Raw genomic sequence first — 25021 nt, forward strand, 5'->3', positions numbered from 1 at the left:
AGTCCCGATTTCCTCAGAAAAGGAGGGTTTTATGAAAAAGGTTTTTTCGCTTATGTCATTTCGGGCTTGCCTCAGAATCTCAAATGTCTTATTCCTCAACTGCGATTGGGGGTCATGGGAGATGCACAAAGGGTGATTCTGCTCTTTTCCAAAGAGGGGTTTTAAAAGTCAATCAGCTAACCCCACTTTTATGACGCACACCCCCCTTTATATATGCTATTTTTGAGTGTGCCTTATTATCTTTCCCTCGACCATATAGACAACCATCTCTGCAATATTCGTTGCATGGTCTGCAATTCGCTCAAGGTATTTTGAGATATATGTTATCTTCACTGCCCTCGAAACAGCCCTCGGGTCCTGAATCATAAAAAACAGCAATTCATTGAATATCTGGACAGTGAGGCTATCGACCTCGTCATCCCTTCCAATAACATCATATGCAATTTGAGGGTCCTTTCTTACAAATGCATCGAGCACATCTATAAGCATGCCCCTCGAGATTTCAGCCATCCTCGGTATATCGATATATGGCTTGAGGATTGGCTCCTCGTTAAGCTCTATTGCCCTTTCGCATATATCCTCTGCAAGGTCTCCGATTCTTTCGAGGTCAGTTGTAATCTTCATTGCGGTTATGAGGAATCTCAGGTCTCCTGCCTTTGGCTGTCTGAGAGCTATAAGTCTTGTGCCTTCCTCGTCTATCTCCACATCGAGGGAGTTTATCTCAGGGTCTTTGCTTATCACCTCTTTTGCAAGCTCACTGTCCCGTTCAACAAGGCTTTTTATGGAATCCCTTATTGAGGCATCTACCAAAAGTCCCATCTTAAGAATCGTTTCCTTAAGACTGTTCAGTTCTTCGTCGAATATGCTCATTAGCCAAACCTCCCTGTTATATAGTCCTCTGTTAGTTTATTTGAAGGAGCCGTAAATATCTTATCGGTTTTTCCGAACTCTATAAGCTCTCCCAAGAGAAAAAACCCTGTCATATCTGAGACCCTTCCAGCCTGCTGCATATTATGAGTCACTATGATTATAGTATAATTCTTTTTCAAACCTTGCATTAGCTCCTCTATCTTTCCTGTTGACACAGGGTCAAGTGCAGAAGTAGGCTCATCCATTAATATGACCTTGGGCTCGACTGCCAGTGCCCTTGCTATGCAGAGCCTTTGCTGTTGCCCGCCTGAAAGAGATGCACCTGAGTCCCTGAGTTTGTCCTTAACCTCATCCCAGAGTACAGCGAGTCTCAGAAACCTCTCTACCTTCTCATCGAGGATAGACTTCTTAATTCGTCCTTCAAGGATAAGCCCTGCCACTACATTGTCATAAACAGTCATTGCAGGAAATGGATTCGGTTTCTGAAATACCATACCTATGAGCCTTCTTATGAGCACAGGGTCGACATCCGGGTCATAGATGTTTTTGCCTTCGAATATAACCTTTCCACTGCATCTTCCGCCTATGACCTCTTCATGAAGCCTGTTAAGGCACCTTACGAATGTCGACTTTCCACATCCTGATGGACCTATGATTGCAGTAATCTCATGCTCCATGACAGTCATAGTAATGTCCTTAAGTGCCTGATTTTTTCCAAACCATGCACTAAGGCTTTCTATGACGAACTCAGCGTCTTTTGCTGGCATAGCTCCTCGCTGTAACAGACGCTATAAGGACAATCCCTACAAGGACTAATGCAGATGCCCATGCCTTTTGATGCCAGTCCTCATAGGGTGAGACTGCATAGACATAAAGCTGAACCGGAAGGCTTGCCATAGGCTCATGGGGATAAAGATTCATGTATGAGTTTCCGAGCGCTGTAAAAAGAAGTGGTGCTGCCTCTCCGCCTGCCCTTGCAACAGCAAGTATAATACCTGTCAGTATCCCTGATTTTGCCGTGCTTAAGACTACCTTGACGATAGTCTTCCACTTAGGAATCCCCAATGCTAAGGATGCCTCTCTCAGGTCTCTTGGAACCATCTTCAGAAGCTCCTCAGTAGACTTTACGATAATAGGAAGCATAAGGATGCTCAATGCAAATGAGCCTGCCAGTGCAGAGAACTTTCTCATCGGTATTACGATGACTGTGTAAGCAAATATGCCTGCAACAATGGCTGGAAGCCCAGCAAGGGTCTCGGTAAGAAATCTCACTAAAGAGGCAAAGGCACCTCTTCCAAACTCAGAAAGATATACACCAATGAGAATCCCTATTGGTATTGAAAACAAAGACGCAAAACCTATGAGATAGAGGCTTCCTATCAGGGCATTTGACATTCCACCTCCAGAAACACCAACCGGGGTTGGAAGCCTGAGGAAGAAATCGAGGTTTATTCCCCTAACACCTTTGTAGAACACATAACCGAGTATCAGAAAAAGCAAAGAGATGCCGATTACTGCCGATACATAAGAGGATATAAACATCACATCCTGCGTGAGCTTTCTTTTCCTATATCTAAGATTGCTCATATCCTTACGCCTTCGAATCTTTTCATCCTCGTGAGTAAAAACCTTGCAATGGCATTAAGTAAAAAGGTAATAAAAAAAAGTATAAGCCCAAGCTCCACTAATGAGGATATATGAAGTGGCTCTACTGCCTCTACGAACTCATTTGCGATTACGCTTGAGATAGTATAGGCAGGGTCAAAAAGGGAAACAGAGAGCTTAGGTGTGTTGCCTATGACCATTGCTATTGCCATGGTCTCGCCCAATGCCCTTCCATAGCCTAAAAGCGTAGCGCCCACTATGCCCACCCTTCCGTAAGGAAGCATTACTTTCCATATGACCTCCCATCGGGTCATGCCCAGTGCCATGCCTGCCTCTTTCTGATGTCCTGGCACAGAAGAAAGCACCTCCCTCGAGATGGAAGATATGGTTGGGATTATCATAATCGAGATTATGACACTTCCTGTAAGCATGCCAACGCCTAAAGGATAACCCTTAAAAAAAGGAAGAAAACCTAAGTGCCTCCCTAAAAATGGCTCTATATGTAGTTGCATAATTGGCGCAAGCACGAATAAGCCCCATAAGCCGTAGATAACAGAAGGTATCGCAGAAAGAAGCTCTATTGCCAAAGACACAGGCTTTCTCACCCACAAAGGTGAAAGCTCGGATAAGAATACTGCAATCCCTATGCTTATTGGGAGGGCAATTAAAAGTGCAAGCGTTGCCGAGACAAATGTTCCCCATACAAATGGCAATGCCCCAAAGACCTTCCTAACTGGGTCCCATTCCGAGGAGCCCAGAAATCCTAAGCCGAACTCTTTAAAGGAAAGCCCTGATGAGTGTGTCAGCATTAAGAGAATGCCTGTGCTTAATAAAACAATTGCTAAGGCAAGTAAGGTAGTAAGCCACTTAAAAAGGTTATCTTCTATCTTTCTGCTCATAACCCTAATTTTAAAGTTTTCTTAGTGCCTCTAATACCTTTGTTTTTAGCTCCTGAGATAATGGCACATAATAAAGTTTAACTGCAAACTGGTTACCGTTTTTATATGCCCACTCAACGAACTTAACAATCTTATTGAGCTTTGCCTTATCCATAGCCTTTCTCAGAATTAGATATGTAAAGCCTGCTATGGGATATGAGTCTTTGCCTTTTGAGTATGTGAATTTAATGTAGAAACTTTCAGTTATAGTGGCACTGGCTGATGCTTTTTGAGTAGTCTCAATAGATGGCTCAACATAATTTCCATCCCTGTTTCTGATCTCTGCATAGGTCATTCCTGTCTGAGTGGCATATGCCAATTCAACATAGCCTATCGCACCCCTTGTGCCCCTTACAAGTCCTGCAACCCCTTCATTGCCTTTACCTCCTATTCCAGAGTGCCATTTAACAGATGTGCCTGAGCCAACAGTGTCCTTCCAGTCCTTACTTACATCAGAGAGAAACCATGTAAATATATTCGTTGTGCCTGAGCCATCGGCGCGATGAACTACGATTATTGGTATAGGTGGAAGCTTTATATTAGGGTTTTCTGCCTTTATCTTTTGGTCGTCCCATCTTGTGAGTTTCCCTAAGTAGATGTCTGCGATACTCTCAGGGCTTAGCCTTAAGCCTTTTTGAACACCCGGTACATTATAGACAATGGCTATAGCGCCACCAACCATTGGAAACTGTATGAGATTATGTTTTTTGAGCTCTTCTTCCTTAAGAGGTGCATCTGATGCACCAAAGTCAACTGTGCCCTCGATTACCTGCTTTATGCCTGCGCCACTTCCTATGGACTGATAGTTTATCTTTATGCCCGTTGTTTTTTCATATGTGTAAAACCACTGCGAATAAAGCGGATAAGGGAATGTTGCGCCTGCGCCATTCAGGGTCTCTCCTACAACCGTATGGCTTAAGCCGAGGACTAATCCGAGTGTGAGTAATAATCTATTTATTACCTGAATGCCGAACATTGGTTATTTTATTCCCTCTATCACCGATGCAGAAAGAAGCGAAAACATAATCTCGTGATGTCCTGTAAGGGCATATGAGGCACCCTTAAGCATCGTTGGTCTTCTAAGGACATTTTCTCTTGCCCTATACTGCTGGATGAAGTCCATATTAACCGTGGTAATGTCCTCTACTTTATTTCCAAGATTTCTTGCCATTGTAAGTGCCTTGAGAAATACCTCTGGAAGTATGACTGCCGAGCCTAAATTGATATATACACCTCCTTCAAGGTCACAAAGAACATTTGCCAAAATGAGGAAATCCCTCATGCTTCCCATACCAATTGCCGAGCCATCCGAAGATGGATGCATGTGGATTATGTCTGCGCCAATTGCAACATGAACCGTCATCGGAATACCCTCTTTGTATCCTGCCCTGAAGATGCTCAGGTCTTTATATTTAAGGTTTCCCTTATGAATAAACTCTCCGATGGATTCCCCTATACCCAAGCCCCTATCCACGCCCTGCTTTATTGCCTGATTCAGAAGTCTTCCTGTCTCCTCTGCCATTCCGAATATGCCTTTATGAAGCCCCTCTGCCACATCCTCTGATGTCCTTCCAATGAATGAAAGCTCGAAGTCATGTATGATGCAGGCTCCGTTTGCTGCAACCCCGGTTATAATGCCCCTTTTTATAAGGTCTATGATTATCGGAGAAAGCCCTACCTTTATTGGATGTGCTCCCATTCCCAAGATAACATGCCTTTTATTTTTCCTTGCCTTAATAATTGCCGCTACAACTGCCTTCAGGTCTTTTACTGCAAGTATATCAGGCAAAGAAGAGATGAATCCCTCGAATGTTCCGCCTTTTTTATGTGGGCATGAAATGGAGTTAGCCTCTATCTTAGACATCCTGTCTTTGATGGGATATGTCTTTATTTTTCTTATATCGATTGGCTTATATTTTTTCATAAGAATAATTTTAACATAAAGGCATGAAAGGTGCATCTTTTCCGATAAAAGAGGTTTGGTGACTTAAGCAAACATAATCGCAGTAATGAAGAAGAGTAATAGGAGGCTCAATATATTTTTATTGACAAATTGCCCTCTTAACTGGTATAAAATCATACTTCTAATCCCGATAATTCGGGACAATTTTAAGGGGGTGGTTCTATGAAAATGGGCGTTTTTGTCAGCGATTACAAGATGGCAGGGGATACGCTTCAAAGGCTCAAAGCCGATGGCATTGTCCTCGTATTAAACGGTGTTTATCATGCCTTTATAAAAGAAGGCGGAAAACCCTCACCTGTCTTAGATAGGGCATCGAATATTTATGCCTTATCAGAGGACATCGAGACAAGGGGACTTTCGGCTGGAAGCATAGACAGCCGTGTCAAGGTGGTCAATTACAACGGACTGGTTGACCTTATATTCAGTGATTATGAAAAATTAGCATGGCTATAGGGAGGTAATAAATGGGAACTTTGACGATAGGATGTTTCCCCGGGCTCGTTGGCTCGGCAGTCTATGATTTCGCACTTAAGCTTTCCGATGCCGCAGCAGGCAAGGGCCACAAGGTAAACCTATGGTTTTCAGGTAATGCCACTGGCTCGGCAAAGGCAAACCAGAAGCATCTGAAGGACTACTCAACAGGCGAAAAGTATGTAAAGGCACTCCTTGAAAAAGGCGTCGAAATCTGCACATGCGAGGCATGCACACTGGCAAGAGGTGTTCAGAAGACAGATGCAATAGCAGGCATACAGTGGAATGCCATGCACTGGTATCTGGCAAAGATACACGCCTCAGACAGAGTCCTTCATATAGGAGGTGAGTAAGATGGCTGATGTAAAGCTTGCAATAGTAGTTCAAAAACCTCAGTATAAAGGCGAGACCTCAAGGCTTGGCATAACACATGCCATCTCCTATCAGACCGTTGAGATACTCCTCGAAGACGGAGATACGGTTACCCCAAAGCTCTGCTTTATAGGAGAAGGGGTTTTGGGGCTTGAGAAGGGGCAGAAGGCAATGGAGGCATACGGGGTAACAAGCTCGGAGACTCATCTGAAAAACGCACTTTTAGTTGACCTCGATGTATTTATATGTAAAGATGACCTCGACAGATTCGGCATCTCCACTGACAGACTTCCTGATGCAGAAGACATGGGAGCTGACAAGAAGCTCCAGTTTGTGCCTTATTCGGAGATTCAGAAGATAATCGATGAAGCAAGGCATGTGCTTTTCTTTTAAATATAAAAAGGAGGTTAAAAGTAATGGGTGAATTAAGCAGTTCGACTCCGAATGAGACCCTCGATGTCTTAGGCAGGGTATGCCCTTATCCGCTTGTGCTTGCAAAGAAGGCTGTCGAGAAGCTCTCATCGGGCCAGATTTTGAAGATTCTCTGCGATGCACCAGCATCGGCTGAGGACACAATTCCGAGGTGGTGTGAAAAAAATGGACATAAGTTTGAGGCTGTAAAGTTAGAGGACAAAGGCTACTGGGAGCTTTTTATACAGAAAACCTGATTAGTTCCGAAAAAAGGGGCAATAACTTGCCCCTTTTTGAACTCCTAAAAAGGCTAAGTTACATCTCCTGCAATGTCACTGCTCCTGATGAGCATACAGATGTGCAGGTCTCACAGCCCTCGCAAAGGTCAGCCTGTACAACCACTGCCTTTCCATTCTGCATCTGAAATACACTTACAGGGCAGTTATTGACACACTCCTCACAGCCCTCGCATTTCTCTGCATCGATTGATACAAGATACATTATGCTTTATCCTCCTTTAGGTTTTTATCTATTTTACATTATTTAATATTCTTTATGCGACCTCTTCTTTGACCGAGACCGCCACTTTATAAAGAACAGTAAGCACCAGAAAGCCGACTGCCCAGACAGCGAGTGTGATTATTACCTCGGGCCATGTAGGCCAATACTCGGTGACCTTTTCAAATGGATTCGGGACGAACCCGCCCACAATCAAGCCAAAACCCTTGTCTATCCATAAGGAAAGGAACACTAACGCAGAGGCAAATGCAAGTGCACCCTCTTTTGCCCTTACAGAGGGGATTACGAGCATGATGACCGATACCACTGCAAACAGTCCTGATGCCCACATTAGTGGAACGAGTTTGCCATGCCCTTCGATACCTGCAAACAGATACTGAAATGGATGCATGTGCCCGGGTATATTGCTATAGAAAGCAGTAAAGACCTCAAGTCCAAGCAGAAACACATTGGTAATCATGAAATAAGTGACAATCTTTCCTAAACTCTGTATAGCCTCCCTGCCTGCATCGAACTTTGTGGTCTTTCTCAAGATAAGGCAGAGTATTATTAAGAGTGCAGGGCCTGCTGAGAAAGCCGATGCCAAAAATCTTGCCGCCATAACAGCGCTTAGCCAGAAGTGCCTTCCAGGAAGTCCTGAGTAGAGAAATGCAGTAACAGTGTGTATGCTCGGTGCCCAGATAATGGAAAGGATTATCACAGGCTTAACCCACTTTTGAGGAGCCACTCCCTTACTCTCGGCACCTAAGATTGTCCAGCCCACTACGATGTTCAAAAGGAGATACCCACTAAGGACAACTGCATCCCAGAACATCACGGAATTTGGGGTCGGATGTAGAATGACATTCATGACCCTCATTGGCTGACCCATGTCCACAAAGATAAACAGCATGCACATCACAACAGATGCCACGGCAAGGAACTCTCCGAGTATGGTTATCTTTCCAAACACCTTGTGGTTATGGAGATAATAAGGCAGAACGAGCATAACCGCAGATGCCGCAACTCCAACAAGAAAGGTAAACTGCCCTATATAGAGTCCCCATGACACATCCCTGCTCATGCCTGTTATTCCAAGACCTACCTTGAACTGCCTGAGATAAACCAGAAACCCCACACCGATAATCGCAAGAAGAAAGAGTATCCATCTCCAGTACCTACCACTTCCAGTTAGTGCTCGCTCAAGCATTCTCCTCACCTCCTATCAAATAATAAACGCTGGGCTGTGTGCCAAGCTCGGGTTTTCGCCTGATACTGTAGTGCGTAGAGAGAATCTTTCTGACCTCTGAGTTTGGGTCGGAAAGGTCTCCAAAGACCAATGCCTTTGTATCCTTAACTGCCTCCACACAGGCAGGCATCTCTCCTTTTGCAAGCCTCTCGTAGCAGAAAGTGCATTTCTCAACAACGCCCTTTGTCCTTGTAGGAAACTCCTTGTTCTCATCTTGCTCTTTTATAAAGGGTCTTGGGTCGCGCCAGTTAAAGCTTCTTGCACCAAAAGGACAGGCAGCCATACAGAACCTGCACCCAATACAGCGATGCATATCCTGCATAACTATTCCATCCGATTCCCTCTTGAATGTAGCCTTTGTCGGGCAGACCCTCACGCAAGGAGGGTTCTCGCAGTGGTTGCAAAGAAGTAGGAATGGCTTGTGCTTTATACCCTCAGGCATGTACTCCTGCTCCATGCCAGGGAATGCATGCTCATATGTCTCCTTCCAGAGCCACTTGACCTCTTCCTTTGGATTTCCTATATTAGGGACATTGTGTGCACGGTGGCATGCACTTATAGCCTTGTCATAGTGTTCTTCTGAGGTAAGCTTTTTTACATCGATGACCATTGCCCAGTGCTTTGCATTAAGTGCCTCTGGAGATTGAAGCATCTCTGATGCCCAGCTATCCTTCAACTTACTTAGACCCAGAGTGCCACCAAAGCCCAAAACAGTGGAGATTCCAGCTATCTTTATAAATTGTCTTCTATCCATGCTCATAACTCCTTCTCCTTTGGCTGTATATGGCAGTCCCAGCAGTAAGGCTTCACCACCATGTAATTGTGACATTCGTCACAGAACTTCTTCTTGTTAGAATGGCAGTTCATGCATGTGTTCTGAAGGCTCATTGTATGCCGTTTTCCAGTATTACTGCTTACATAAACCCTATTACCCTCACGGACAACCGAATCCCTCCAGTTATTCAGCAGCTGCATATGCCCGCCCCTCATAAATTCCTTTGTCTCTACGCATTTCCTTTCTGCCTCAGGCATCTGCTGGATAACAGGGGTGTCTAATTTCAGGTCTGGCTTGGCAACTGCCTTTCCTGCATTATAGTAAAATGGAAATGTCACAATCCCCACAAAGATAAGAAGTCCGACAATTATCTTACCGCTGTCATACATTACTCTTTGCCCTCCTTTCCCGGAAGGGGTTCCAATCGCAAATCAATAGTCCTTTCCTTTTCCCCTTTCATGATTAGGGCATTGCCAACAAGCTCGTGAAGCCCTGCGACAGACACATCAGGTGTATAATACTCCACCAAAGCCTTAAGCGTAGCCCTGTCTATTGCGCAGATATTTCCAAGCATGTTCACACCGTATTTGTCACGAACATACTTAACTGCATTTGCCCTCGGAAGCCCTCCCCTCATCCTTAGTTCCATATTCTCGGATGCATTAAGCCCTGTGCCACTTCCACAGCAGAATGTCTTCTCCCTGATTGTGTTTTCAGGCATCTCATAGAAGTTATTGCATACGCCCTTAAGCACATATCTTGGCTCCTCAAGGAAGCCCATGCCTCTCGATGTATTACAGGAGTCATGCCATGTCACCTTCAGGTGGTCATTCCTTGTTGGGTCCAATTTAAGCTTTCCGTTCTTTATAAGGTCTGCCGTAAATTCTACTATGTGAATGAATTTTGAGGATTTTGCATGTTCAAACCTTGTTCCTGTTATTGGAGAAACAGGAACTTCTAAGAAATCAGCAGGTCCATGCCATGTGTCGAGGTACTGATGCCAGAGTCTCCACATATGACCGCATTCTCCGCCGATTATCCATTTAACGCCAAGCCTCTTTGCCTCGGCATATACCTTGTAATGTAGCCTCTTTGCCATCTCATTTGAGGTGAAAAACCCGAAGTTTCCGCCCTCTGACGCATATGTGCTCCATGTGTAATCGAGCCCTAACTCATGAAATAGCATGAGATAGCCCATTGCAGTGTATGTGCCTGGGTCAGCAAAAAGGTCTCCTGATGGAGCGATGAAGAGTATCTCTGCCCCCTTTCTGTTAAAGGTCGGCTCTATCTTTATGCCTGTTATGGTCTCTATGTCGTCAAGGAAGAACTCTATCGAGGACTTGATTGTATGGGGCTCAAGGCCTAAGTGATTGCCCTTGAGATAGCAGTTTGCCACAGGACCTGAAATCCAGTCTGTGTTTAGACCTAAGAGATTTATAAGTTCCCTTGCCATAAGGGTGATCTCTGCTGTGTCAATGCCATAAGGGCAAAAAACAGAGCACCTTCTGCATTCAGTGCACTGATAGAAGTAATACCACCACTCCTTGAGCACATCTAATGTTAGGTCCCTTGCGCCTGCAAGCCTTCCTAATGCCTTGCCTGAATTAGTGAAATACCTTTTATAAATCGACCTCATCAGCTCTGTCCTTAAGACAGGCATGTTCTTTGGGTCTCCAGAGCCTATAAAGAAGTGGCATTTATCAGCACACGCACCGCACCTTACGCATATATCCATAAAGAGCCTGAAAGAGCGGTATTTGCCGAGCTTATCTTTAAGCCCTTCGATGAGAATCTCCTGCCAGTTCTCAGGCAGTTTCCAGTCCTCCTCCTTTGGGGACCAGTCCCTCGCATTGGGGAAGTTAACAGCATCTAAGTTTTTCTTTTTTGCACCCCAGCAATACATGCCGGGCTTAAACTCAGCAGGGGTGTCCATCCACCACTTCATTGGAGGCTTGTAATCTATGCTTACCACTAACTCATTTGGTTTTATAATCTTGCTCGTTGCCATATTTACTCCTTTTCCACTGGTATTCCGACTGATTTCATTTTATCCCTAAAGTCATTCTCGTATTCCTCGTATGTATGAACCTTGACAGGGTAATCCCATGGGTTTATGTGCCTTTTTTCCCTGCTATTGCCAGTAAGGTTTCTCGTTGGGCTCATGAAGACTCCACCCATGTGCATGAGCTTACTGAAAGGGAAATAGGCAATCAAGGTGCTAACCAGAAAAAGGTGGATATAAAATATAACTCCAATGCCCTCTGGAACCTTTGGTGCAAAACTCACAAGACTCATTGCCAGCTCTTTGACTGCTACGATATGGGTCTTATAGAAATACCTCATCAGCACACCCGATGCCGCTATGCCGAATATCAAAAACAAAGGGAAGTAATCAGCAGGCAGTGAGATGTATCTGACCTGAGGTAGATAAACCCTCCTTATGAATAGGTATGTCACAGCGGCTAATATAGCCACATCCGTTATATAAAGCAAAGGCACACCTACCTGAAGGAAACTATCGAGCCCCTCAACAAGACCAATGAAAGCAGGCACCTTTCCTATAAAGAACCTGTAGTGCCTGATGAGGACGAAAAGGAATGACCAGTGAAACGCAAGCCCTGCCAGCCAGAGATACTTTTCTGAGCCATAAACGATTTTCCCTGACTTCATCTCTGTCTTCAGATTTCTAAACAGCGAACGGAAAAGGAGCACCTCAAGTGCCATCCTTACGATAACCCCAAATGTGCTCGAGGGGTTCTCTATCTTACTGTCTTTAATCCACGGAAGGGATTTTTGCTGTCCGCATGTCGTTGGTATGCGGAAAGGCACAGGACTCTTGCCCCATTTAACGACTCTCGAAATGAACCCTATGGTAAACACCGAAATAGCCACATAGGGGATGACAACCGCGAATAAGAAGTTTAGCTTCCCTACCTCTACTCCTATGAAGGCAAGCAAAACTAATACTAATACCGCAATAAATGGAATCACGGCTCTCATTTTGTTACCTCTTTTCTTTCTTGATTGTTATCATCAAGGCCAGGCTCGTCTTCCTGTGCCTCACATATCAGTTTTGCCCTTTGTAAAAGTCTAAAGGTGTTTCTTTTAACCTCGTTTGCCTTGATTTCGTAAAGCCTCTCACGGCATCCCATATATATGTCAAAGGACAAAAGGACAAGATTGTCTATTTTGGAATCAAGCAATGATAGTTCCTCGGAAGAGACCGCAAATGCACCGTTTGCAGCCTTCAGCTCGTCCCTGATTATTCTCTTCAGGAGGACAACAAAGGACACTGCAGAAGATGGAGCGAAATCCTGAATAGCCCTGATTCTAATGATATTGTCAAGGAAAGGAGATGCACCGTCAAAATCTCCAGCCTCCTTAATAATCTCATCGAAGATGCCGGCTATGCCTTCGTAGATTGTGTAGCCTACTGGATTATGAAACCTGTCTTTTTGATTCTTGAGAAAGCTTGCAGTGTCAGCAGGATATGTGTCTAAAATCGCATCGAACCATCTGCCTAAAATCTCAGACCTTTTCTCCAATAGACGATTCTTTAGCAGGGTATCCAAAATCAGGCTACTCCTTTTAATTGCATACTAAGTCTGCCTCACTTTCTAAAAACCTTCCACGAACATAAAACAAAGGTATTCAGGACGGCTTAATTCAGCCGCCCTTTCACACCTGCGCCCTTGAAAGCTAAACCCTATACACAGCCAGTTGGCTTTGGAAGCCCGGCAAATCTGCATGCCTGTTTTGCAGGACCTGCAGGATAAAGCTCATACAGATACTTTGTGTTTCCTTTCTCTGGTCCCATCACCTTTCCTATCTCCTTAACGAGTATCTTGATCATAGGAGCTATCTGATACTTCTGGTAATACTCTCTGAGGAAATTGATTATTTCCCAGTGAGCATCTGTCAGTGTGATGCCGTCCTGCCCTGCCAGATGCGCTGCCAGCTCAGGAGACCAATCACCAAGGTTTACGATATAACCATCGTCGTCAACCTCAATCTGTTTTCCCTGAAATTCCATCTGACCCATTTTTCCTACCTCCTTTTAAATTTGGTATGCTTTTGATATATTGATATATAGAAAGCTCCTCTATTGTAATTTCTTGCTTCCTCCCCACCTCCCTGAGTATAAAAAACACCCATAAACCCAATTAGCCTACTCAGGGTTCGGTTATAAAAAGTAATACAGAGACATGCAAAGGGTCAAATAAAAAAAATTTATAGACTTATATAGATATGCTTATATTTTGAATTTGCTTTTTTTTATATAATTTTTTTAAAATCTAAGATAGTGGAATTTTTATGGAAAACTCTGTATTAAATCTCATATTTCAGGCAGGGACTGTTGTAAAGGCGGTCCTCTTAATACTTCTTTTTTTCTCGGTTATGTCGTGGGCAATAATCTTTTTCAAGCATCGCTATCTAAAGCAGGCAGGCAAACAAAATGCTGTTTTTTTAAGGGCATATAGCTCTGGAGGCGAGATAAAAGAACTTTTTATAGAGGCAAAGAAATACAAGCTGAGCCCAATCTGTAATGTATTCCGTGAGGTCTACTCAGAGAGGCTTCATCCTGATAGGCAGGAGATAAGAAGGGCACTAAGAAGGTATGAGACATTGGAGGCTGAAAAACTCGAAAGGTATCTTAATTTCCTTGCCACAACAGGCTCCACAACGCCATTCATAGGGCTTTTTGGCACAGTATGGGGCATAATGAACTCATTTAGAAACATAGGTGAAGCAGGCAGTGCCACATTAGCAGTTGTTGCCCCTGGCATAGCAGAGGCACTTATTGCAACTGCAATGGGGCTTCTTGCGGCAATCCCTGCTGTCATTGCGTATAACTATTATCTAAGCAGAACAAGAAGCATAATAATCCAGATGGAGGACTTCTCAGAAGAGCTCATCGAGATTTTTCCCTTAAAGACACATGCGAATTGAAAGGCATAGAAAAGCACTATCAGAGATAAATGTCACGCCCCTCGTAGATGTTATGTTAGTGCTCCTCGTCATATTCATGGTCACAGCACCCCTCTTACAGCAGGGCATAGATGTGAACCTGCCTAAGGCAAAGGGAAAGGAGCTTTCAGTAAAAGAAAGGATAAACCTCACGATTAAAAAAGACGGTAGAATCTACATGAACGAAAACCCAATCTCTTTAAAAGAGATGAGGATTAAACTGAATTCGATAAGCAAGCTGAACCCAAATGTATATTTCAGGGCAGACAGAAATATTCCTTATGGCACGATTGTAGAGGTTATATCAGAGGTCAGGGAGGCAGGGATAGAAAGATTAGGAATGATTACCGAGCCTTCGGCAAGCATAAAGTAATGCTTTCCTCTGACTTAAAAACCGCAGGTCTTATCTCTTTCATCCTACACATTGGATTACTTTCATTGTTTCCGCTTGTCCTAAGACAGAGGTCATTCGATATATCACCTTCTTATACGGTAAGCCTTATCTCTCCTGATGAAATCCAAATGCCTGAGAAAAAGGCAATCCATATGATAGATGAAACTTCCAAAGAGACATCGGTAAAGGCAGAAGAAAAAACCAAAATCTCAAATACAACAGGCTCTGATAGGGAATCAGAGTATATAGATGACAGGATTGCTATCTTGAGAGGTATAAAAAAGGCACGGCAGAAGACTAAGGAAAAGGCAGAAATATCCATTGGCAAACAAACATCTTCTCAAAAAGGCTTTTTTGGACAAGATGAGTTCCCTTTAAGACTTAAATCCGCCATAGAGGCAGTGTGGGTTTTCCCAGGAGAAGGAAAGGGTCTTGAGGCAGTTATATCCATCAGGGTAATGAAAAATGGTATTATCGAGATAGTAAAGACCGAGAAGTCTTCTGGAAACCAGATATTTGACAACTCAGTTTTAAAGGCTATTAAAAAAGTAAGCCCTTTTGAGCCACCTCCTTATGAGATGGAAATAAATGTGAGGACAAAACCATAACTATGAAAAGGTGCATAGCCTTGGTCCTGATATTATTTTTTTTGGCAACCCCTACTATATCCAATGCAGAGGTCAGTATAGTTATCAGCTCTCATGAAAGGCAGATGCCCATTGCCATATCAGACTTTTCGGGCACTCATGGGAAAGAGCTATCCGATGTAATAGCAGATGACCTTAGATACACAGGGCTTTTCCTCGTCTTAGAAAAGGATGCATTCATAGAGAAACCCGAGCAGGCATTCAGAAGGGAAAACTGGAGCGTTATTCAGGCAGATGTAGTGCTTAAGGGAAATGTAGAGGTAGGGGAAAACATCTCTGTCAATATATCGCTCTATGATGTATCGGATGGGACAGAGATATTAATAAAAAAATACGAAGCAGGCAGTGCCCTTCTAAGACAGATAGGACATAGCATTGCAAACGACATCTATATGAAGATTACAGGCAATGCAGGTGTCTTCAGGACAAAGATAGCCTTCATCGTCAGAGGGGATAGCGGAAAAGAGCTTTATCTTATGGACTGGGACGGCCAGAGGATAAAGAGATTAGGCTTCATAGCACCTGTCATTGTTTCCCCAAGATGGTCGAGGGATGGCTTGGGTCTTCTTTATTCGGCACAAAGGGACGGAAGATGGGGAATCTATATCTTGACACTCTCTGAGGCAAAAGAGAGGCTTATCCATTCCTCAAAAGCTATGCTCATGGCAGGAGACATCACAGGCAATGAGATTATTTTTTCCTCCTCGCAAAAAGGCACGCCTGACATCTACTTATATGAAATCACAAGAAATGAGACGAGAAACCTTACATCCATGAGAGGCATCGAGGTCTCCCCTTCGTTTTCCCCTGATGCTGAAACCATAGCATTCGTCTCTGACATGGGAGGCTCTCCTCAGGTTTACACAATGGACAAGAATGGTTATAATATAAATCGTGTTACCTTTGAGGGCTCATATAATACCTCGCCTTCATGGTCGCCATCAGGCGACAAGATTGCATTTGTGGGAGAATATAAAGGGAAAAACCAGATATTCTTGGTCAGCCCCAATGGCTTTGACCAAAAGAGGCTTACTGAGCATGGAAATAACGAGGACCCAAGTTTTTCTCCTGATGGAAGGTTCATTACATTTACATCGGACAGGGATGGAGAGAAGACAATATATATAATGAGGGCTGATGGCGAAGAACAAAAAAGGATAACACCAAAAGGATTAAAGGCATCGGGACCAAGATGGTCGCCGAATTAAAGTAAAAAGGAGGTTTTCACTATGAAAAAGCTTACAACCTTGATGATGACTCTTCTCGTTGCTTGCGGGCTTGTTATGGTGGGGTGTGCAAAAAGAATTGTAACACAGACAGTTTCGGAAACAACTGAAAGCCAAACAACAAAACAAGATTTAGCTACTGAAAAGGACCAAAAAACCGAAGAGATAAAAACCGAAAAAACGGAAACGGAAAAGATAACCGAGATGGAAATTGTCGAGGACGCAAAGATAGCTTCCGTAGATGCAAGCACACAAAAAACAGATGTGCTAATGCCCTCAAAAGGCAAGCCCATAGAGAAAGTTAAATCCCTTTGCTCGACTAATATAAGTGACTCTACATCGCACATCGGATTTGACTTCGATAGCTATGCTATAAAAGACGATGCAAAACCATTTCTCAAGGAGGTCTCTTCGTATCTAACCCGAAACGACCTAAAAATCTACATAGAGGGACATTGCGACGATAGGGGCACTGACGAATACAACCTTGCATTGGGAGATAGAAGGGCATCTACCGCAAGGGACTGGCTCCTCTCATCGGGTGTAGCAGGCAACAGGATAGAGGTCATAAGCTGTGGCGAGGAAAGCCCCATGTGCACAGAGGAAACAGATGAGTGCTGGTCAAAAAACAGAAGGGCACATTTTGTTACCCTGAATGAAACAAATGACAAGACAAACTAAAGGGTCAGAAACGACCCCCTTAACCTTATTGAAAGTGTTTTTGCTCTCTATAGGGCTTTTTGCCCTTCATGCCTGTAGCACCTTCGAGGAAATGAAGACTGACATCAACACCCTTAAAAGCGACTCCTATGAGACAAAAAAGGAGCTCTCGGAGTTAAATAAGGCTTTTTCTCAAATAAGCAAAGACATCGAGAATCTCCTACCAGAGATTGAAAAAATATCTAAGGAGGATTCCTTATCTGCGATAAAGGAAAGCCAGTCATCGCTTTTCGCTCAGGTCAGTGACCTCTTAAAGGAGATTCAGGCTCTAAGGGGAAAACACGACGAGGACAAACACTCAGCTGAAAACTCTTTGAAAGAGGCGATGAAGGAAGTGGCATTGCTCAAGGCAAAACTCGATGAGATAGATAAGGCACTAAGCACATATAAAGAGCGTCTGACAGTAGTTGAGGAAAAACAAAAGAAAGCCGAAAAGCCAATAGCAGATCCCCTGCCTGACGAGGAAAAGCTCTATAAAGAGGCACTGGACATCTTCAATGAAAAGAAATATAACGAGGCAAGAGAAAAGTTCTCCTCGTTTCTTAAGAGCTTTCCAGCTCACAGGCTTTCTGGCAATGCCCAGTTCTGGATAGGAGAGACATACTATGGTCAGAAGGACTTTGAAAATGCCATACTTTCCTACGAGGAGGTGATGAAAAAATTTAAGGACAGTCCAAAGGTCCCCTCTGCAATGCTCAAGCAGGCAATAGCATTCATCGAAACAGGCGACATACGGGCAGGTGCAGGCAGACTAAAAGACCTAATCGAAAAATACCCTGATTCAGAAGAGGCAAAAACCGCCCAAAAGAAACTCAAGGGATTAAAAACCCCATAGCCCTCCAGATTATATGAAATTATATGAAAAAACTTACCCACATAAATAGCAAAGGGCTTGCAAAGATGGTGGATGTAAGCAGTAAGCCAGTGACGCTGAGGTATGCCTCGGCAAGAGGCAGTGTCAGGATGAAAAACGAGACTCTGAGGCTTATAGCGGATGGGGCAATTGCAAAGGGTGATGTAATCGGCACTGCGCGAATCGCAGGCATCATGGCAGTAAAAAAGACCCCTGAGATTATTCCCTTATGCCATCCTCTGAACATCACGGCAGTTGATGTAGAGATTAAGATAGATAAGAAAAACTCAAGGCTTCTAATCGAATCGAAGGTAAAGACCTCTGCTCAGACAGGCGTTGAGATGGAGGCACTGACTGCTGTGTCTGCCTCTGCACTGACTATTTATGACATGTGTAAGGCAGTGGATAAAGAGATGGTTATCTCGGAAATCGTCCTTATTGAGAAAAGAGGCGGAAAATCAGACTTCGAACTAAGTTAACCTTTTATCTGAGAAAGTGCCTTTTTAGCCCTCTGATTGTCAGGGTCTAAGGCAAGGGCTTTATGGAACTGTTTTTTTGCCTCATCCATGCGTTTTGCCTTAAGATAAAGAAGCCCTAAATTTGCATAATACTCGCTGCTTGTCGGCTCAAGCCTTATTGCCTCGAGCATTGCACCTTCAGCCTCTTGGAGTCCCTGTGGAATTTTGCTCATGCTAAGGGACAGATAGTTCCAGTACTCAGGATTGTCCGGACTAATCTCCACTGCCTCCTTGAGAATCTTTACTGCAGAGACAAAATCACCTGACTTTATCAGACCTATTGCCTGCTTAAAATTCTTCTCTGCCTTTTCACCGCCCATGTCAGAAGGTGCTTCGAGCCTGCCCAGAGAAGACAGATACCGTTTTCTTCCTTCTTCGTCTTTCAGCGTGTTATAGGCATCGGTCAGGAAATCGAATATCTGTGACAGTTTGTCCTTAATAGTGGTGTCTGCGGAGTCATAAAACCTATCAGGATGAAACTCCTTTGCCAGAGCATAGTAGTTTTTTCTCACAGCCTCGGAGTCCGCTGACTCAGGGACATTAATCAGCTCAAAAAAGCTCATCGAACCGAGCCTCTCATAGATGTTATTGACCTTTGTCATGAATGCCTCTTCTTCCTCTGATACAGGTGCCAGTATTTCTTCCACGGAAACAGCTACCTTCTCTTGAACCGCCGCCACAGTCTCCGTGATTATTCCTATTGACCAAAGGAGATAAAGAATCTTCAGTGCCTCGAAGGAATTAAGCCATGAATCCTCTATTGTCTTTTTTATACTTCTTTTGCCATCTATGAGGGAAAGGATTTTTCTATCCTGTGCCGTAAGCTCCACCTCTTGGAATAGGCTCAAGGGGTCATCGCTTAACTTCATGACTGCATCCGTATCAGGCATTTCCCTTCTGATTCTTGTCCAGTTCTCTATCCTCTTTACGCCTTCATATATCAGGTTGCCCATGCTCATCTTCAGGGTTATCATCTCATCAGGGGTGGTCTCGGACTCTACGAACTCATACTCGCTGTCTTCAAATTGAAAAAGGCTGTAAATGATCTCCCTTACCTGATATTTCACGCCCCAGAAAAGGTCTTTTGGGGTAAGAAAGCCTAAGTTTACGAGTATGGCTCCCTGCCTCTGCCCTGTCTTCTTAAGCATCTCCACTGACTTGTCATACTGCTCTACGGTTATCTTGCCTGCCTTTATCAGCATCTCGCCAAGCCTATCGTCCTCGTAAGTAGACGATGCAAATATCGCATTGCCTTTGGAAAGGTATACCCTTTTTGTAATGCCGTGGGTTGAAATCAGAAGTGTTCCTGTTGCCCTGATTCTATTGAGGTAGGCAAGGATTTTTGGAAGGCTAACATTTCTGAGATAGCCTTTTAGGGGAATCTCTGTCATTTATATCTCCTTACCTCAAATCTCTGTATTCTGACATCGCTGTCATCGGGGTGAATGCCTGCCTTTAATTTTGCAATTCTGAGTTGCTCCTCAACCGAGTCAACGCCTTCGAGGTCTGGAAGCAAAAGCCCCTTTCTGATGCCCTTAGAAACTATGACTCCATATTTTTTGGAATCGAGCTCTGATATGTCTCTTATATCTTCAGGGGGACAGAGGACATCCACGGAATACTCGAGGTCTTTAAGTTCCTCCTTGGTAACAGGGCTAAACCGTGGGTCCTGTGTTGACGATGAAATTGCATTTCTTATAGCCTCCTCTGCCGCACAATCCGTTACAGGCTCTATGGTTCCAATACAGCCCCTCAGCTGGCCATGCTTTTTAAGGCAGACAAAAACACCTGCCTTAATAGCCATCTCCTCGGTTAAAGTATCAGGGGTCTTTATGACCCTTGCCTTTTTAATATATTCCTCCACAGCCCTCTTTACAAGCACTACAATCGGGTGCATCAGTTCTGCCTCATAAGTGCATAATCCGCAAGCTCAAACATCTCATCCCCATGGGAGGAAGGCTGAAATATCGAAAGCTCTGACTTTGCATCCTCCACAAGACCACTTGCCCTTTTCATGGATTCCTCTATGACATTGTAATGCCGAAAAAGCATTAGTATCCTTTTCAGGCCGTTATCCGAAAGCTCCCTGCTAAGTATATCCTTTACTTCCTGTTTCTCTGAAGTGGAGGCTGACTGAAGAAGATAAATAAGTGGAAGTGTGACCTTACCCTCTTCGAGGTCTTTGCCGAGCCTCTTGCCCAACTCGCCTTCCTCTGCCATATAATCTAATACATCGTCTGCCATCTGAAAGGCAGTGCCTGCCTTAAGCCCAAACCGTGCAAGTGCATCCTCTTCACGAGAAGGCATTCCTCCAATGATTGCGCCAATCCTACATGCAGATGATATGAGTATTCCGGTCTTTGCCGATATTATACGTCTATATTCCGCCTCTGTGATTTCAGTGTCTCCGGATTTCTGAAGCTGGAAAAGCTCTCCTTCTGTCATGCTTGTAGTTGCATGAGAAAGGGCCTCCATGACTTTCTGGTTTCCGAATGAGACAGCAGTCTTTAGTGCATTGGAATAAAGGAAATCTCCCACTAAGATGACGACCTGATTACCCCATACAGAGTGGGCAGTAGGCATTCCCCTTCTCAACTGGGCGGCATCTACCACATCGTCATGAAGAAGGGATGCAGTGTGTATTAGCTCTATGATACTTGCAAGAGATATATGGTCATTGCCTTTGTATCCGGCAAATCTTGCGCTTGAAAGCAAAAACAGGGGTCTCAGCCTTTTGCCTCCGCTATTAAGTATATATGCGCCAACAAAGGGTATAAGAAGTGCATTGCTTTGCAACATCTTTTTGAGTTTTTCCTCGACTAAGAGAAGCTCTGCTTCGTATGCATCAAAGACCCTTTGAATGTCAACTGTCCGATGATAATTAAGCATAACTTAAAGCCTCAACCCATCGAGATTTACATCTTTTTTCATAAGCCTTTTGATGTCCGTAGGTCTAAATGCGCCAAGCTCCGTAATGATTGCAGTAACATACTTTGCAGGCGTAACATCGAATGCCATATTCCTTACATCTATGCCATCAGGTGCAATCCTGCATCTTCCAAACACATTGGTGACCTCCTCTGAAGACCTTTCCTCTATTGGAATCTTATCGCCTTTTGCCATCGAGAAATCGATACTGCTTAGCGGTGCGGCAACATAAAATGGAATCCTGTTTTCCTTTGCAAGCACTGAAACCGAATATGTGCCTATCTTGTTTGCAACATCTCCGTTTCTGACGGTTCTGTCCGTGCCAACGATAACGAGGTCTATCTCGCCTTTCCTCATGAGTGCACCTGCCGAGTTATCCGTAATAAGGGTCACGGGTATGCCTGCCTGCATGAGCTCCCACGAGGTGAGCCTTGCTCCCTGTAAAAGAGGCCTTGTCTCGTCTACAAACACATGAATACTTTTCCCCTCTTCCTTTGAAACGAGCATAGGGGCCGTGGCAGTTCCATAACCGCCTGTTGCCAATGCTCCTGCATTACAGTGCGTGAGGATTCTACTGCCATCGTCGATGAACCTTGCACCCCATCTTCCAATGGCTTTGTTTATCTCTATATCCTCGTTGAGGATATTTATAGCCTCTTGAACCAAGAGAGACTTGAGGCTGTCGACAGGCTCGTGTCTTTTGTCCTTGAGAAACCTCTGAATCCTCATAACCGCCCATTTAATATTCACTGCAGTAGGCCTTGTCATTAGAAGTGTGTCAAAGACAGGCTCGAGGGCATTTAGAAACCCTTTAAAGTCCTTTGCCTTAATCTCTTGTGCTCCCAGTGCAATGCCCATCGAAGTGGCAATTCCAATGGCAGGCGCACCCCTTATCTTCATGGTCTTTATCGCATCTGCTACCATGTGGTAGTCTGTAAGCTCTATATAGGATACCTCAAGGGGAAGAAGGCTCTGGTCTATCATCCTAACCCTGCCATCAGACCACTCTATTGTCTTAAACATCCTGCCTCCTTTGGAAAACCTATTTATTTTAAACCAAACCGCCCTGTTTTTTCCTCTTCACTCCCTCTTGGTTTGAGATTTGGAATTTAACCACCTTAAAACACAGGGTTCTTTACAACTGTAGTCACTATCATGACAGTGCTTAACGCAATCATCACTATAACAGTTGTCCATGTGATGTAATTGTAAGTCTTTGGGTTCACATACTCACCCATGATTTTTCTGTTATTGACGAGTGATAGGGCAAATATAAGGACAAATGGAAGAAGCATGCCGTTTATTACAGAGGAGGTAATCATAAGGCTTATAAGAGGCGCCTTTGGTATAAGGATAACGACAGCACCTATAACAATCATAAACGTGTAAATCCACATGAACTGAGGAGCCTCCTTGAATGTCTTATTGACGCCTCTTTCCCATCCCATTGCCTCGCATATGTAATATGCAGTTGCAAGCGGAACGATTATTGCTCCAAGAAGGGATGCATTGGCAAGACTCACTCCGAATATCAAAAAGGCATAATTTCCTGCAAACGGCTTAAGGGCAATTGCGGCCTCCTGCGCATCGTTTATCCTTATGCCCTGAGAAAAAAGCGTTGCCGCACATGTAACGATTATAAAAAATGCGATTATGTCTGTTATAGAACAGCCTATTATGACATCGAGCCTCGATGCACCATAATGTTCCCTTCCGATTGCCTTTTCGGCAATGGAGGACTGAAGGTAAAACTACATCCATGGAGTGATTGTAGTTCCTATGAGGGCTACACTAAGCAGTATGAACTCAGTGTCCAATTTAAATGTTGGAAGAAATGTTCCACGGAAAACAGAATGCCACTCAGGCTCTGCCATAAAACCCGAAACCACATAGCCAAAATACAAAAGACAGGCAAAAAGCAGGATTCTTTCGACGAACCTGTAACTGCCCTTTGTCACAAGCATCCAGATAGATACAGCACCTATTGGCACTGCAATGTATTTGTTAACGCCCAAAAGCTCCCAGCTTGCTGCCCAGCCTGCAAACTCAGCCACCGTGGTGCCCATATTTGCAAAGAAAAGCCCAAGCATCATAAAAAATGTTGCCTTAACACCATAGTTTTCCCTTATAAGGTCAGAAAGTCCCTTGCCTGTAACAACACCCATCCTTGCCACCATCTCCTGTATGACTATAAGCGAAAGTGTAGTTGGTATCAGAAGCCAAAGCATCGAATAACCAAACCTTGCGCCTGCCACAGAGTATGTAGCTATGCCTCCTGCATCGTTATCTATGTTTGCGGTTATTATCCCAGGGCCCATCAGGGAAAGAAAAAGAATAATCCTTTTTGGAAAGCTCATACCTTACCCCTTTTACGACGCGGAAGTATGGTATCTACAATATCGTCTATGGTGACAACACCTTGGATAATGCCCTCGGTGTTAACCACAGGCAGGGCAACAAGGTTATACTTCGAAATAATCCTTGCCACCTCCATCTCGTCTGTCTCAGGGGAAACTGTTTTAAGCTTTGTCTCCATGGCATCGGAAAGCCTGAGCGAAGGCTCTGCAAGGAGAATCTCCCTAAGGGAGATGACGCCTGAGAGTTTTTCGTCAGGCTTAACTGCATATATGTAATAGACTGTCTCTATCTCAGGGGCATCTGATTTAAACCTTTCTATGACCTCTGAAATCAGAAGCTCCTCGGGGTATGTAATAAACTCTGTGGTCATGATACCGCCTGCAGTGTCTTCCTCATGGCCTAAGAGCTCCTGTATGTCTCCTCTGGTCTCCTCATCGAGCTTGCCCATAATATCCCTTACCTTTTCAGGTGGTAAATCGTGAAGGACATCAGCCGCATCGTCAGGCGTCATCTCCTCTATGATTTCGGATGCCTTCTCAGGGAGCATCTCCTTAATCATTGCGCTTTGCGCTTCAGGCTCGAGCTCCGAGATTGTCTCTGCGGCTGTCTCGGAATCGAGGTTTTCTATAAAAGTAGCACCCTCATCATGGGAGACCTGACTTATCAACTCTGCAAGGTCTGCCGGGTGCATCTCGGAAACCATTTGTCTTGGAACCGTAAGTCCTATGGCAGTCAGCTTCGGGTGAAGTGGTTGTATGTAATTCCAGCTTATAAGGTTATACGAAAGTGTTGCCCTGAAGAGCTTAAGAAAATCTTCGCCACCCTTTTCAAACCCGAGCCTCCGAAGAATCCCCCTCATGCCAACATCCACTGCCGTAAGCATAGCATCCGAGTTATGGCCTTCGAGCCTTATGTCATTTGCCCTTACGACCTTTACTCCGTTTACATCCACTATCTGTTTGTCCAGCAGGTCCCTTACGGCAAGAAGGTCCTCCTCGTTAAATACATATGGGACAAGGGAATCCGCATAGAGCCTTGCCGATATTATTCTCTTATTGAAAAGGTCAAGGTCTTGCCATGGGATTCTGAACAATAATGCCTTCCTCTGAAGTATGATGGAATCCACCTTTGGAAGGGGCTCTCCTTTGACGATTGAGATGTCCTTTACCCTTCCAAGCTCCTCGCCCTTTGGGTCAAGAATAGGTTTTTTCAGTATCTCGCTTAAAAAAAGCTCTCCGAATAAAGGCATACTTCCCC

The 25021-nt window shown here is 44.2% G+C and carries 30 protein-coding genes and 1 pseudogene; 11 read left to right on the forward strand and 20 right to left on the reverse strand.

Annotated elements, in window-relative coordinates:
• Window positions 1-216: 216 nt before the first annotated feature.
• From phoU to HY805_01855, 6 genes are read right to left on the reverse strand one after another with little or no spacing between them, the layout of a single operon-like run.
• Window positions 217-870, reverse strand: a complete 654-nt coding sequence (gene phoU, locus HY805_01830) for a phosphate signaling complex protein PhoU (GenBank protein MBI4822955.1) — start codon at window positions 868-870, stop codon at window positions 217-219.
• On the reverse strand, window positions 870-1637 hold the full coding sequence (gene pstB, locus HY805_01835) for a phosphate ABC transporter ATP-binding protein (protein ID MBI4822956.1): 768 nt from the start codon (window positions 1635-1637) through the stop codon (window positions 870-872). Before pstB ends, phoU begins: the two co-directional genes overlap by 1 nt.
• Entirely contained in the window at window positions 1618-2457 is an 840-nt protein-coding gene (gene pstA, locus HY805_01840) for a phosphate ABC transporter permease PstA (GenBank protein MBI4822957.1), read from the reverse strand. The genes pstB and pstA overlap by 20 nt, the downstream gene beginning before the upstream one ends.
• The gene (pstC, locus tag HY805_01845; protein MBI4822958.1) at window positions 2454-3374 is read right to left on the reverse strand and encodes a phosphate ABC transporter permease subunit PstC; all 921 of its coding nucleotides are present in this window, start codon (window positions 3372-3374) and stop codon (window positions 2454-2456) included. Before pstC ends, pstA begins: the two co-directional genes overlap by 4 nt.
• 10 nt (window positions 3375-3384) lie before the next feature.
• Window positions 3385-4389 (reverse strand): phosphate ABC transporter substrate-binding protein PstS, encoded by a 1005-nt coding sequence (pstS, locus tag HY805_01850; GenBank protein MBI4822959.1) that lies wholly within the window; start codon window positions 4387-4389, stop codon window positions 3385-3387.
• Between the two features lie 3 nt (window positions 4390-4392).
• On the reverse strand, window positions 4393-5337 hold the full coding sequence (locus tag HY805_01855; protein ID MBI4822960.1) for a hypothetical protein: 945 nt from the start codon (window positions 5335-5337) through the stop codon (window positions 4393-4395).
• A 201-nt stretch (window positions 5338-5538) separates the two neighbouring features.
• Between HY805_01855 and HY805_01860 the strand changes: the two genes are divergently transcribed.
• From HY805_01860 to HY805_01875, 4 genes are read left to right on the forward strand one after another with little or no spacing between them, the layout of a single operon-like run.
• Window positions 5539-5829, forward strand: a complete 291-nt coding sequence (locus tag HY805_01860; protein ID MBI4822961.1) for a sulfurtransferase TusB — start codon at window positions 5539-5541, stop codon at window positions 5827-5829.
• A gap of 11 nt (window positions 5830-5840) precedes the next feature.
• Window positions 5841-6200, forward strand: a complete 360-nt coding sequence (locus tag HY805_01865) for a DsrE family protein (protein ID MBI4822962.1) — start codon at window positions 5841-5843, stop codon at window positions 6198-6200.
• A 1-nt stretch (window position 6201) separates the two neighbouring features.
• Window positions 6202-6612 (forward strand): DsrE family protein, encoded by a 411-nt coding sequence (locus HY805_01870; protein MBI4822963.1) that lies wholly within the window; start codon window positions 6202-6204, stop codon window positions 6610-6612.
• A gap of 23 nt (window positions 6613-6635) precedes the next feature.
• On the forward strand, window positions 6636-6887 hold the full coding sequence (locus tag HY805_01875) for a sulfurtransferase TusA family protein (protein ID MBI4822964.1): 252 nt from the start codon (window positions 6636-6638) through the stop codon (window positions 6885-6887).
• A gap of 58 nt (window positions 6888-6945) precedes the next feature.
• Here HY805_01875 and HY805_01880 read toward each other — a convergent pair whose 3' ends face one another.
• The 8 genes from HY805_01880 to HY805_01915 form a co-directional block, all read right to left on the reverse strand.
• A complete protein-coding gene (locus HY805_01880) occupies window positions 6946-7131 on the reverse strand; it encodes a 4Fe-4S binding protein (GenBank protein MBI4822965.1) in 186 nt (61 codons plus the stop codon).
• Window positions 7132-7183: 52 nt separating this feature from the next.
• Window positions 7184-8338 (reverse strand): polysulfide reductase NrfD, encoded by a 1155-nt coding sequence (gene nrfD / locus HY805_01885; protein MBI4822966.1) that lies wholly within the window; start codon window positions 8336-8338, stop codon window positions 7184-7186.
• Entirely contained in the window at window positions 8331-9137 is an 807-nt protein-coding gene (locus HY805_01890) for a 4Fe-4S dicluster domain-containing protein (GenBank protein ID MBI4822967.1), read from the reverse strand. The genes nrfD and HY805_01890 overlap by 8 nt, the downstream gene beginning before the upstream one ends.
• Window positions 9134-9541 (reverse strand): sulfate reduction electron transfer complex DsrMKJOP subunit DsrJ, encoded by a 408-nt coding sequence (gene dsrJ, locus HY805_01895; protein ID MBI4822968.1) that lies wholly within the window; start codon window positions 9539-9541, stop codon window positions 9134-9136. The genes HY805_01890 and dsrJ overlap by 4 nt, the downstream gene beginning before the upstream one ends.
• Window positions 9541-11160 carry a (Fe-S)-binding protein gene (locus tag HY805_01900; GenBank protein ID MBI4822969.1) on the reverse strand — a complete coding sequence of 540 codons (1620 nt, stop codon included), beginning with the start codon at window positions 11158-11160 and terminating at the stop codon, window positions 9541-9543. The genes dsrJ and HY805_01900 overlap by 1 nt, the downstream gene beginning before the upstream one ends.
• A 2-nt stretch (window positions 11161-11162) precedes the next feature.
• Window positions 11163-12152 (reverse strand): sulfate reduction electron transfer complex DsrMKJOP subunit DsrM, encoded by a 990-nt coding sequence (gene dsrM, locus HY805_01905; protein MBI4822970.1) that lies wholly within the window; start codon window positions 12150-12152, stop codon window positions 11163-11165.
• The gene (locus tag HY805_01910) at window positions 12149-12697 is read right to left on the reverse strand and encodes an RsbRD N-terminal domain-containing protein (protein MBI4822971.1); all 549 of its coding nucleotides are present in this window, start codon (window positions 12695-12697) and stop codon (window positions 12149-12151) included. Before HY805_01910 ends, dsrM begins: the two co-directional genes overlap by 4 nt.
• Before the next feature lie 161 nt (window positions 12698-12858).
• Entirely contained in the window at window positions 12859-13194 is a 336-nt protein-coding gene (locus HY805_01915; GenBank protein MBI4822972.1) for a TusE/DsrC/DsvC family sulfur relay protein, read from the reverse strand.
• A gap of 272 nt (window positions 13195-13466) precedes the next feature.
• Between HY805_01915 and tolQ the strand changes: the two genes are divergently transcribed.
• From tolQ to moaC, 7 genes are all read left to right on the forward strand, one after another.
• Window positions 13467-14102, forward strand: a complete 636-nt coding sequence (gene tolQ, locus HY805_01920; GenBank protein ID MBI4822973.1) for a protein TolQ — start codon at window positions 13467-13469, stop codon at window positions 14100-14102.
• Window positions 14092-14493, forward strand: coding sequence for a biopolymer transporter ExbD (locus HY805_01925; protein ID MBI4822974.1), 402 nt, complete (start codon window positions 14092-14094; stop codon window positions 14491-14493). The genes tolQ and HY805_01925 overlap by 11 nt, the downstream gene beginning before the upstream one ends.
• The gene (locus tag HY805_01930) at window positions 14493-15122 is read left to right on the forward strand and encodes a TonB C-terminal domain-containing protein (GenBank protein MBI4822975.1); all 630 of its coding nucleotides are present in this window, start codon (window positions 14493-14495) and stop codon (window positions 15120-15122) included. The genes HY805_01925 and HY805_01930 overlap by 1 nt, the downstream gene beginning before the upstream one ends.
• 2 nt (window positions 15123-15124) lie before the next feature.
• The gene (gene tolB, locus HY805_01935; protein MBI4822976.1) at window positions 15125-16369 is read left to right on the forward strand and encodes a Tol-Pal system beta propeller repeat protein TolB; all 1245 of its coding nucleotides are present in this window, start codon (window positions 15125-15127) and stop codon (window positions 16367-16369) included.
• A 21-nt stretch (window positions 16370-16390) separates the two neighbouring features.
• A complete protein-coding gene (locus tag HY805_01940) occupies window positions 16391-17068 on the forward strand; it encodes an OmpA family protein (protein MBI4822977.1) in 678 nt (225 codons plus the stop codon).
• A 91-nt stretch (window positions 17069-17159) separates the two neighbouring features.
• Entirely contained in the window at window positions 17160-17942 is a 783-nt protein-coding gene (ybgF, locus tag HY805_01945) for a tol-pal system protein YbgF (GenBank protein MBI4822978.1), read from the forward strand.
• 23 nt (window positions 17943-17965) lie between these two features.
• Window positions 17966-18439 carry a cyclic pyranopterin monophosphate synthase MoaC gene (moaC, locus tag HY805_01950; GenBank protein MBI4822979.1) on the forward strand — a complete coding sequence of 158 codons (474 nt, stop codon included), beginning with the start codon at window positions 17966-17968 and terminating at the stop codon, window positions 18437-18439.
• On the opposite strand, the gene HY805_01955 is transcribed toward moaC, so the two are convergent.
• From HY805_01955 to HY805_01980, 6 genes and pseudogenes are all read right to left on the reverse strand, one after another.
• Window positions 18436-19869, reverse strand: a complete 1434-nt coding sequence (locus HY805_01955; GenBank protein MBI4822980.1) for a tetratricopeptide repeat protein — start codon at window positions 19867-19869, stop codon at window positions 18436-18438. The two genes, moaC and HY805_01955, sit on opposite strands and share 4 nt — an antisense overlap.
• On the reverse strand, window positions 19866-20375 hold the full coding sequence (amrA, locus tag HY805_01960; GenBank protein ID MBI4822981.1) for an AmmeMemoRadiSam system protein A: 510 nt from the start codon (window positions 20373-20375) through the stop codon (window positions 19866-19868). Before amrA ends, HY805_01955 begins: the two co-directional genes overlap by 4 nt.
• On the reverse strand, window positions 20375-21367 hold the full coding sequence (locus HY805_01965) for a polyprenyl synthetase family protein (GenBank protein ID MBI4822982.1): 993 nt from the start codon (window positions 21365-21367) through the stop codon (window positions 20375-20377). The genes amrA and HY805_01965 overlap by 1 nt, the downstream gene beginning before the upstream one ends.
• Window positions 21368-21370: 3 nt before the next feature.
• Complete coding sequence (gene mtnA / locus HY805_01970; protein MBI4822983.1) at window positions 21371-22429, reverse strand: S-methyl-5-thioribose-1-phosphate isomerase; 1059 nt, start codon at window positions 22427-22429, stop codon at window positions 21371-21373.
• A 95-nt stretch (window positions 22430-22524) separates the two neighbouring features.
• Window positions 22525-23763, reverse strand: a pseudogene (locus HY805_01975) (Nramp family divalent metal transporter).
• Entirely contained in the window at window positions 23760-25013 is a 1254-nt protein-coding gene (locus HY805_01980) for a magnesium transporter (GenBank protein ID MBI4822984.1), read from the reverse strand. The pseudogene HY805_01975 and the gene HY805_01980 overlap by 4 nt, the downstream one beginning before the upstream one ends.
• Window positions 25014-25021 lie beyond the last annotated feature (8 nt).

The organism is Nitrospirota bacterium (genome assembly GCA_016207905.1).
Lineage (GTDB): Bacteria > Nitrospirota > Thermodesulfovibrionia > Thermodesulfovibrionales > JdFR-86 > JACQZC01.

Excerpts from the sequence above, each read along its gene's own strand:
- HY805_01940 (MBI4822977.1), top strand. The coding sequence starts at position 16,391 with ATGAAAAAGCTTACAACCTTGATGATGACTCTTCTCGTTGCTTGCGGG.
- HY805_01865 (MBI4822962.1), top strand. The coding sequence starts at position 5,841 with ATGGGAACTTTGACGATAGGATGTTTCCCCGGGCTCGTTGGCTCGGCA.
- pstB (MBI4822956.1), bottom strand. The coding sequence starts at position 1,637 with ATGCCAGCAAAAGACGCTGAGTTCGTCATAGAAAGCCTTAGTGCATGG.
- pstA (MBI4822957.1), bottom strand. The coding sequence starts at position 2,457 with ATGAGCAATCTTAGATATAGGAAAAGAAAGCTCACGCAGGATGTGATG.
- HY805_01880 (MBI4822965.1), bottom strand. The coding sequence starts at position 7,131 with ATGTATCTTGTATCAATCGATGCAGAGAAATGCGAGGGCTGTGAGGAG.
- tolB (MBI4822976.1), top strand. The coding sequence starts at position 15,125 with ATGAAAAGGTGCATAGCCTTGGTCCTGATATTATTTTTTTTGGCAACC.
- HY805_01955 (MBI4822980.1), bottom strand. The coding sequence starts at position 19,869 with ATGACAGAGATTCCCCTAAAAGGCTATCTCAGAAATGTTAGCCTTCCA.
- ybgF (MBI4822978.1), top strand. The coding sequence starts at position 17,160 with ATGAAGACTGACATCAACACCCTTAAAAGCGACTCCTATGAGACAAAA.
- HY805_01965 (MBI4822982.1), bottom strand. The coding sequence starts at position 21,367 with ATGCTTAATTATCATCGGACAGTTGACATTCAAAGGGTCTTTGATGCA.
- pstC (MBI4822958.1), bottom strand. The coding sequence starts at position 3,374 with ATGAGCAGAAAGATAGAAGATAACCTTTTTAAGTGGCTTACTACCTTA.
- HY805_01860 (MBI4822961.1), top strand. The coding sequence starts at position 5,539 with ATGAAAATGGGCGTTTTTGTCAGCGATTACAAGATGGCAGGGGATACG.
- HY805_01915 (MBI4822972.1), bottom strand. The coding sequence starts at position 13,194 with ATGGGTCAGATGGAATTTCAGGGAAAACAGATTGAGGTTGACGACGAT.
- HY805_01925 (MBI4822974.1), top strand. The coding sequence starts at position 14,092 with ATGCGAATTGAAAGGCATAGAAAAGCACTATCAGAGATAAATGTCACG.
- dsrJ (MBI4822968.1), bottom strand. The coding sequence starts at position 9,541 with ATGTATGACAGCGGTAAGATAATTGTCGGACTTCTTATCTTTGTGGGG.
- mtnA (MBI4822983.1), bottom strand. The coding sequence starts at position 22,429 with ATGTTTAAGACAATAGAGTGGTCTGATGGCAGGGTTAGGATGATAGAC.
- HY805_01900 (MBI4822969.1), bottom strand. The coding sequence starts at position 11,160 with ATGGCAACGAGCAAGATTATAAAACCAAATGAGTTAGTGGTAAGCATA.
- HY805_01980 (MBI4822984.1), bottom strand. The coding sequence starts at position 25,013 with ATGCCTTTATTCGGAGAGCTTTTTTTAAGCGAGATACTGAAAAAACCT.
- dsrM (MBI4822970.1), bottom strand. The coding sequence starts at position 12,152 with ATGAGAGCCGTGATTCCATTTATTGCGGTATTAGTATTAGTTTTGCTT.
- HY805_01855 (MBI4822960.1), bottom strand. The coding sequence starts at position 5,337 with ATGAAAAAATATAAGCCAATCGATATAAGAAAAATAAAGACATATCCC.
- HY805_01930 (MBI4822975.1), top strand. The coding sequence starts at position 14,493 with ATGCTTTCCTCTGACTTAAAAACCGCAGGTCTTATCTCTTTCATCCTA.
- HY805_01875 (MBI4822964.1), top strand. The coding sequence starts at position 6,636 with ATGGGTGAATTAAGCAGTTCGACTCCGAATGAGACCCTCGATGTCTTA.
- amrA (MBI4822981.1), bottom strand. The coding sequence starts at position 20,375 with ATGCACCCGATTGTAGTGCTTGTAAAGAGGGCTGTGGAGGAATATATT.
- HY805_01890 (MBI4822967.1), bottom strand. The coding sequence starts at position 9,137 with ATGAGCATGGATAGAAGACAATTTATAAAGATAGCTGGAATCTCCACT.
- HY805_01870 (MBI4822963.1), top strand. The coding sequence starts at position 6,202 with ATGGCTGATGTAAAGCTTGCAATAGTAGTTCAAAAACCTCAGTATAAA.
- moaC (MBI4822979.1), top strand. The coding sequence starts at position 17,966 with ATGAAAAAACTTACCCACATAAATAGCAAAGGGCTTGCAAAGATGGTG.
- tolQ (MBI4822973.1), top strand. The coding sequence starts at position 13,467 with ATGGAAAACTCTGTATTAAATCTCATATTTCAGGCAGGGACTGTTGTA.
- nrfD (MBI4822966.1), bottom strand. The coding sequence starts at position 8,338 with ATGCTTGAGCGAGCACTAACTGGAAGTGGTAGGTACTGGAGATGGATA.
- phoU (MBI4822955.1), bottom strand. The coding sequence starts at position 870 with ATGAGCATATTCGACGAAGAACTGAACAGTCTTAAGGAAACGATTCTT.
- pstS (MBI4822959.1), bottom strand. The coding sequence starts at position 4,389 with ATGTTCGGCATTCAGGTAATAAATAGATTATTACTCACACTCGGATTA.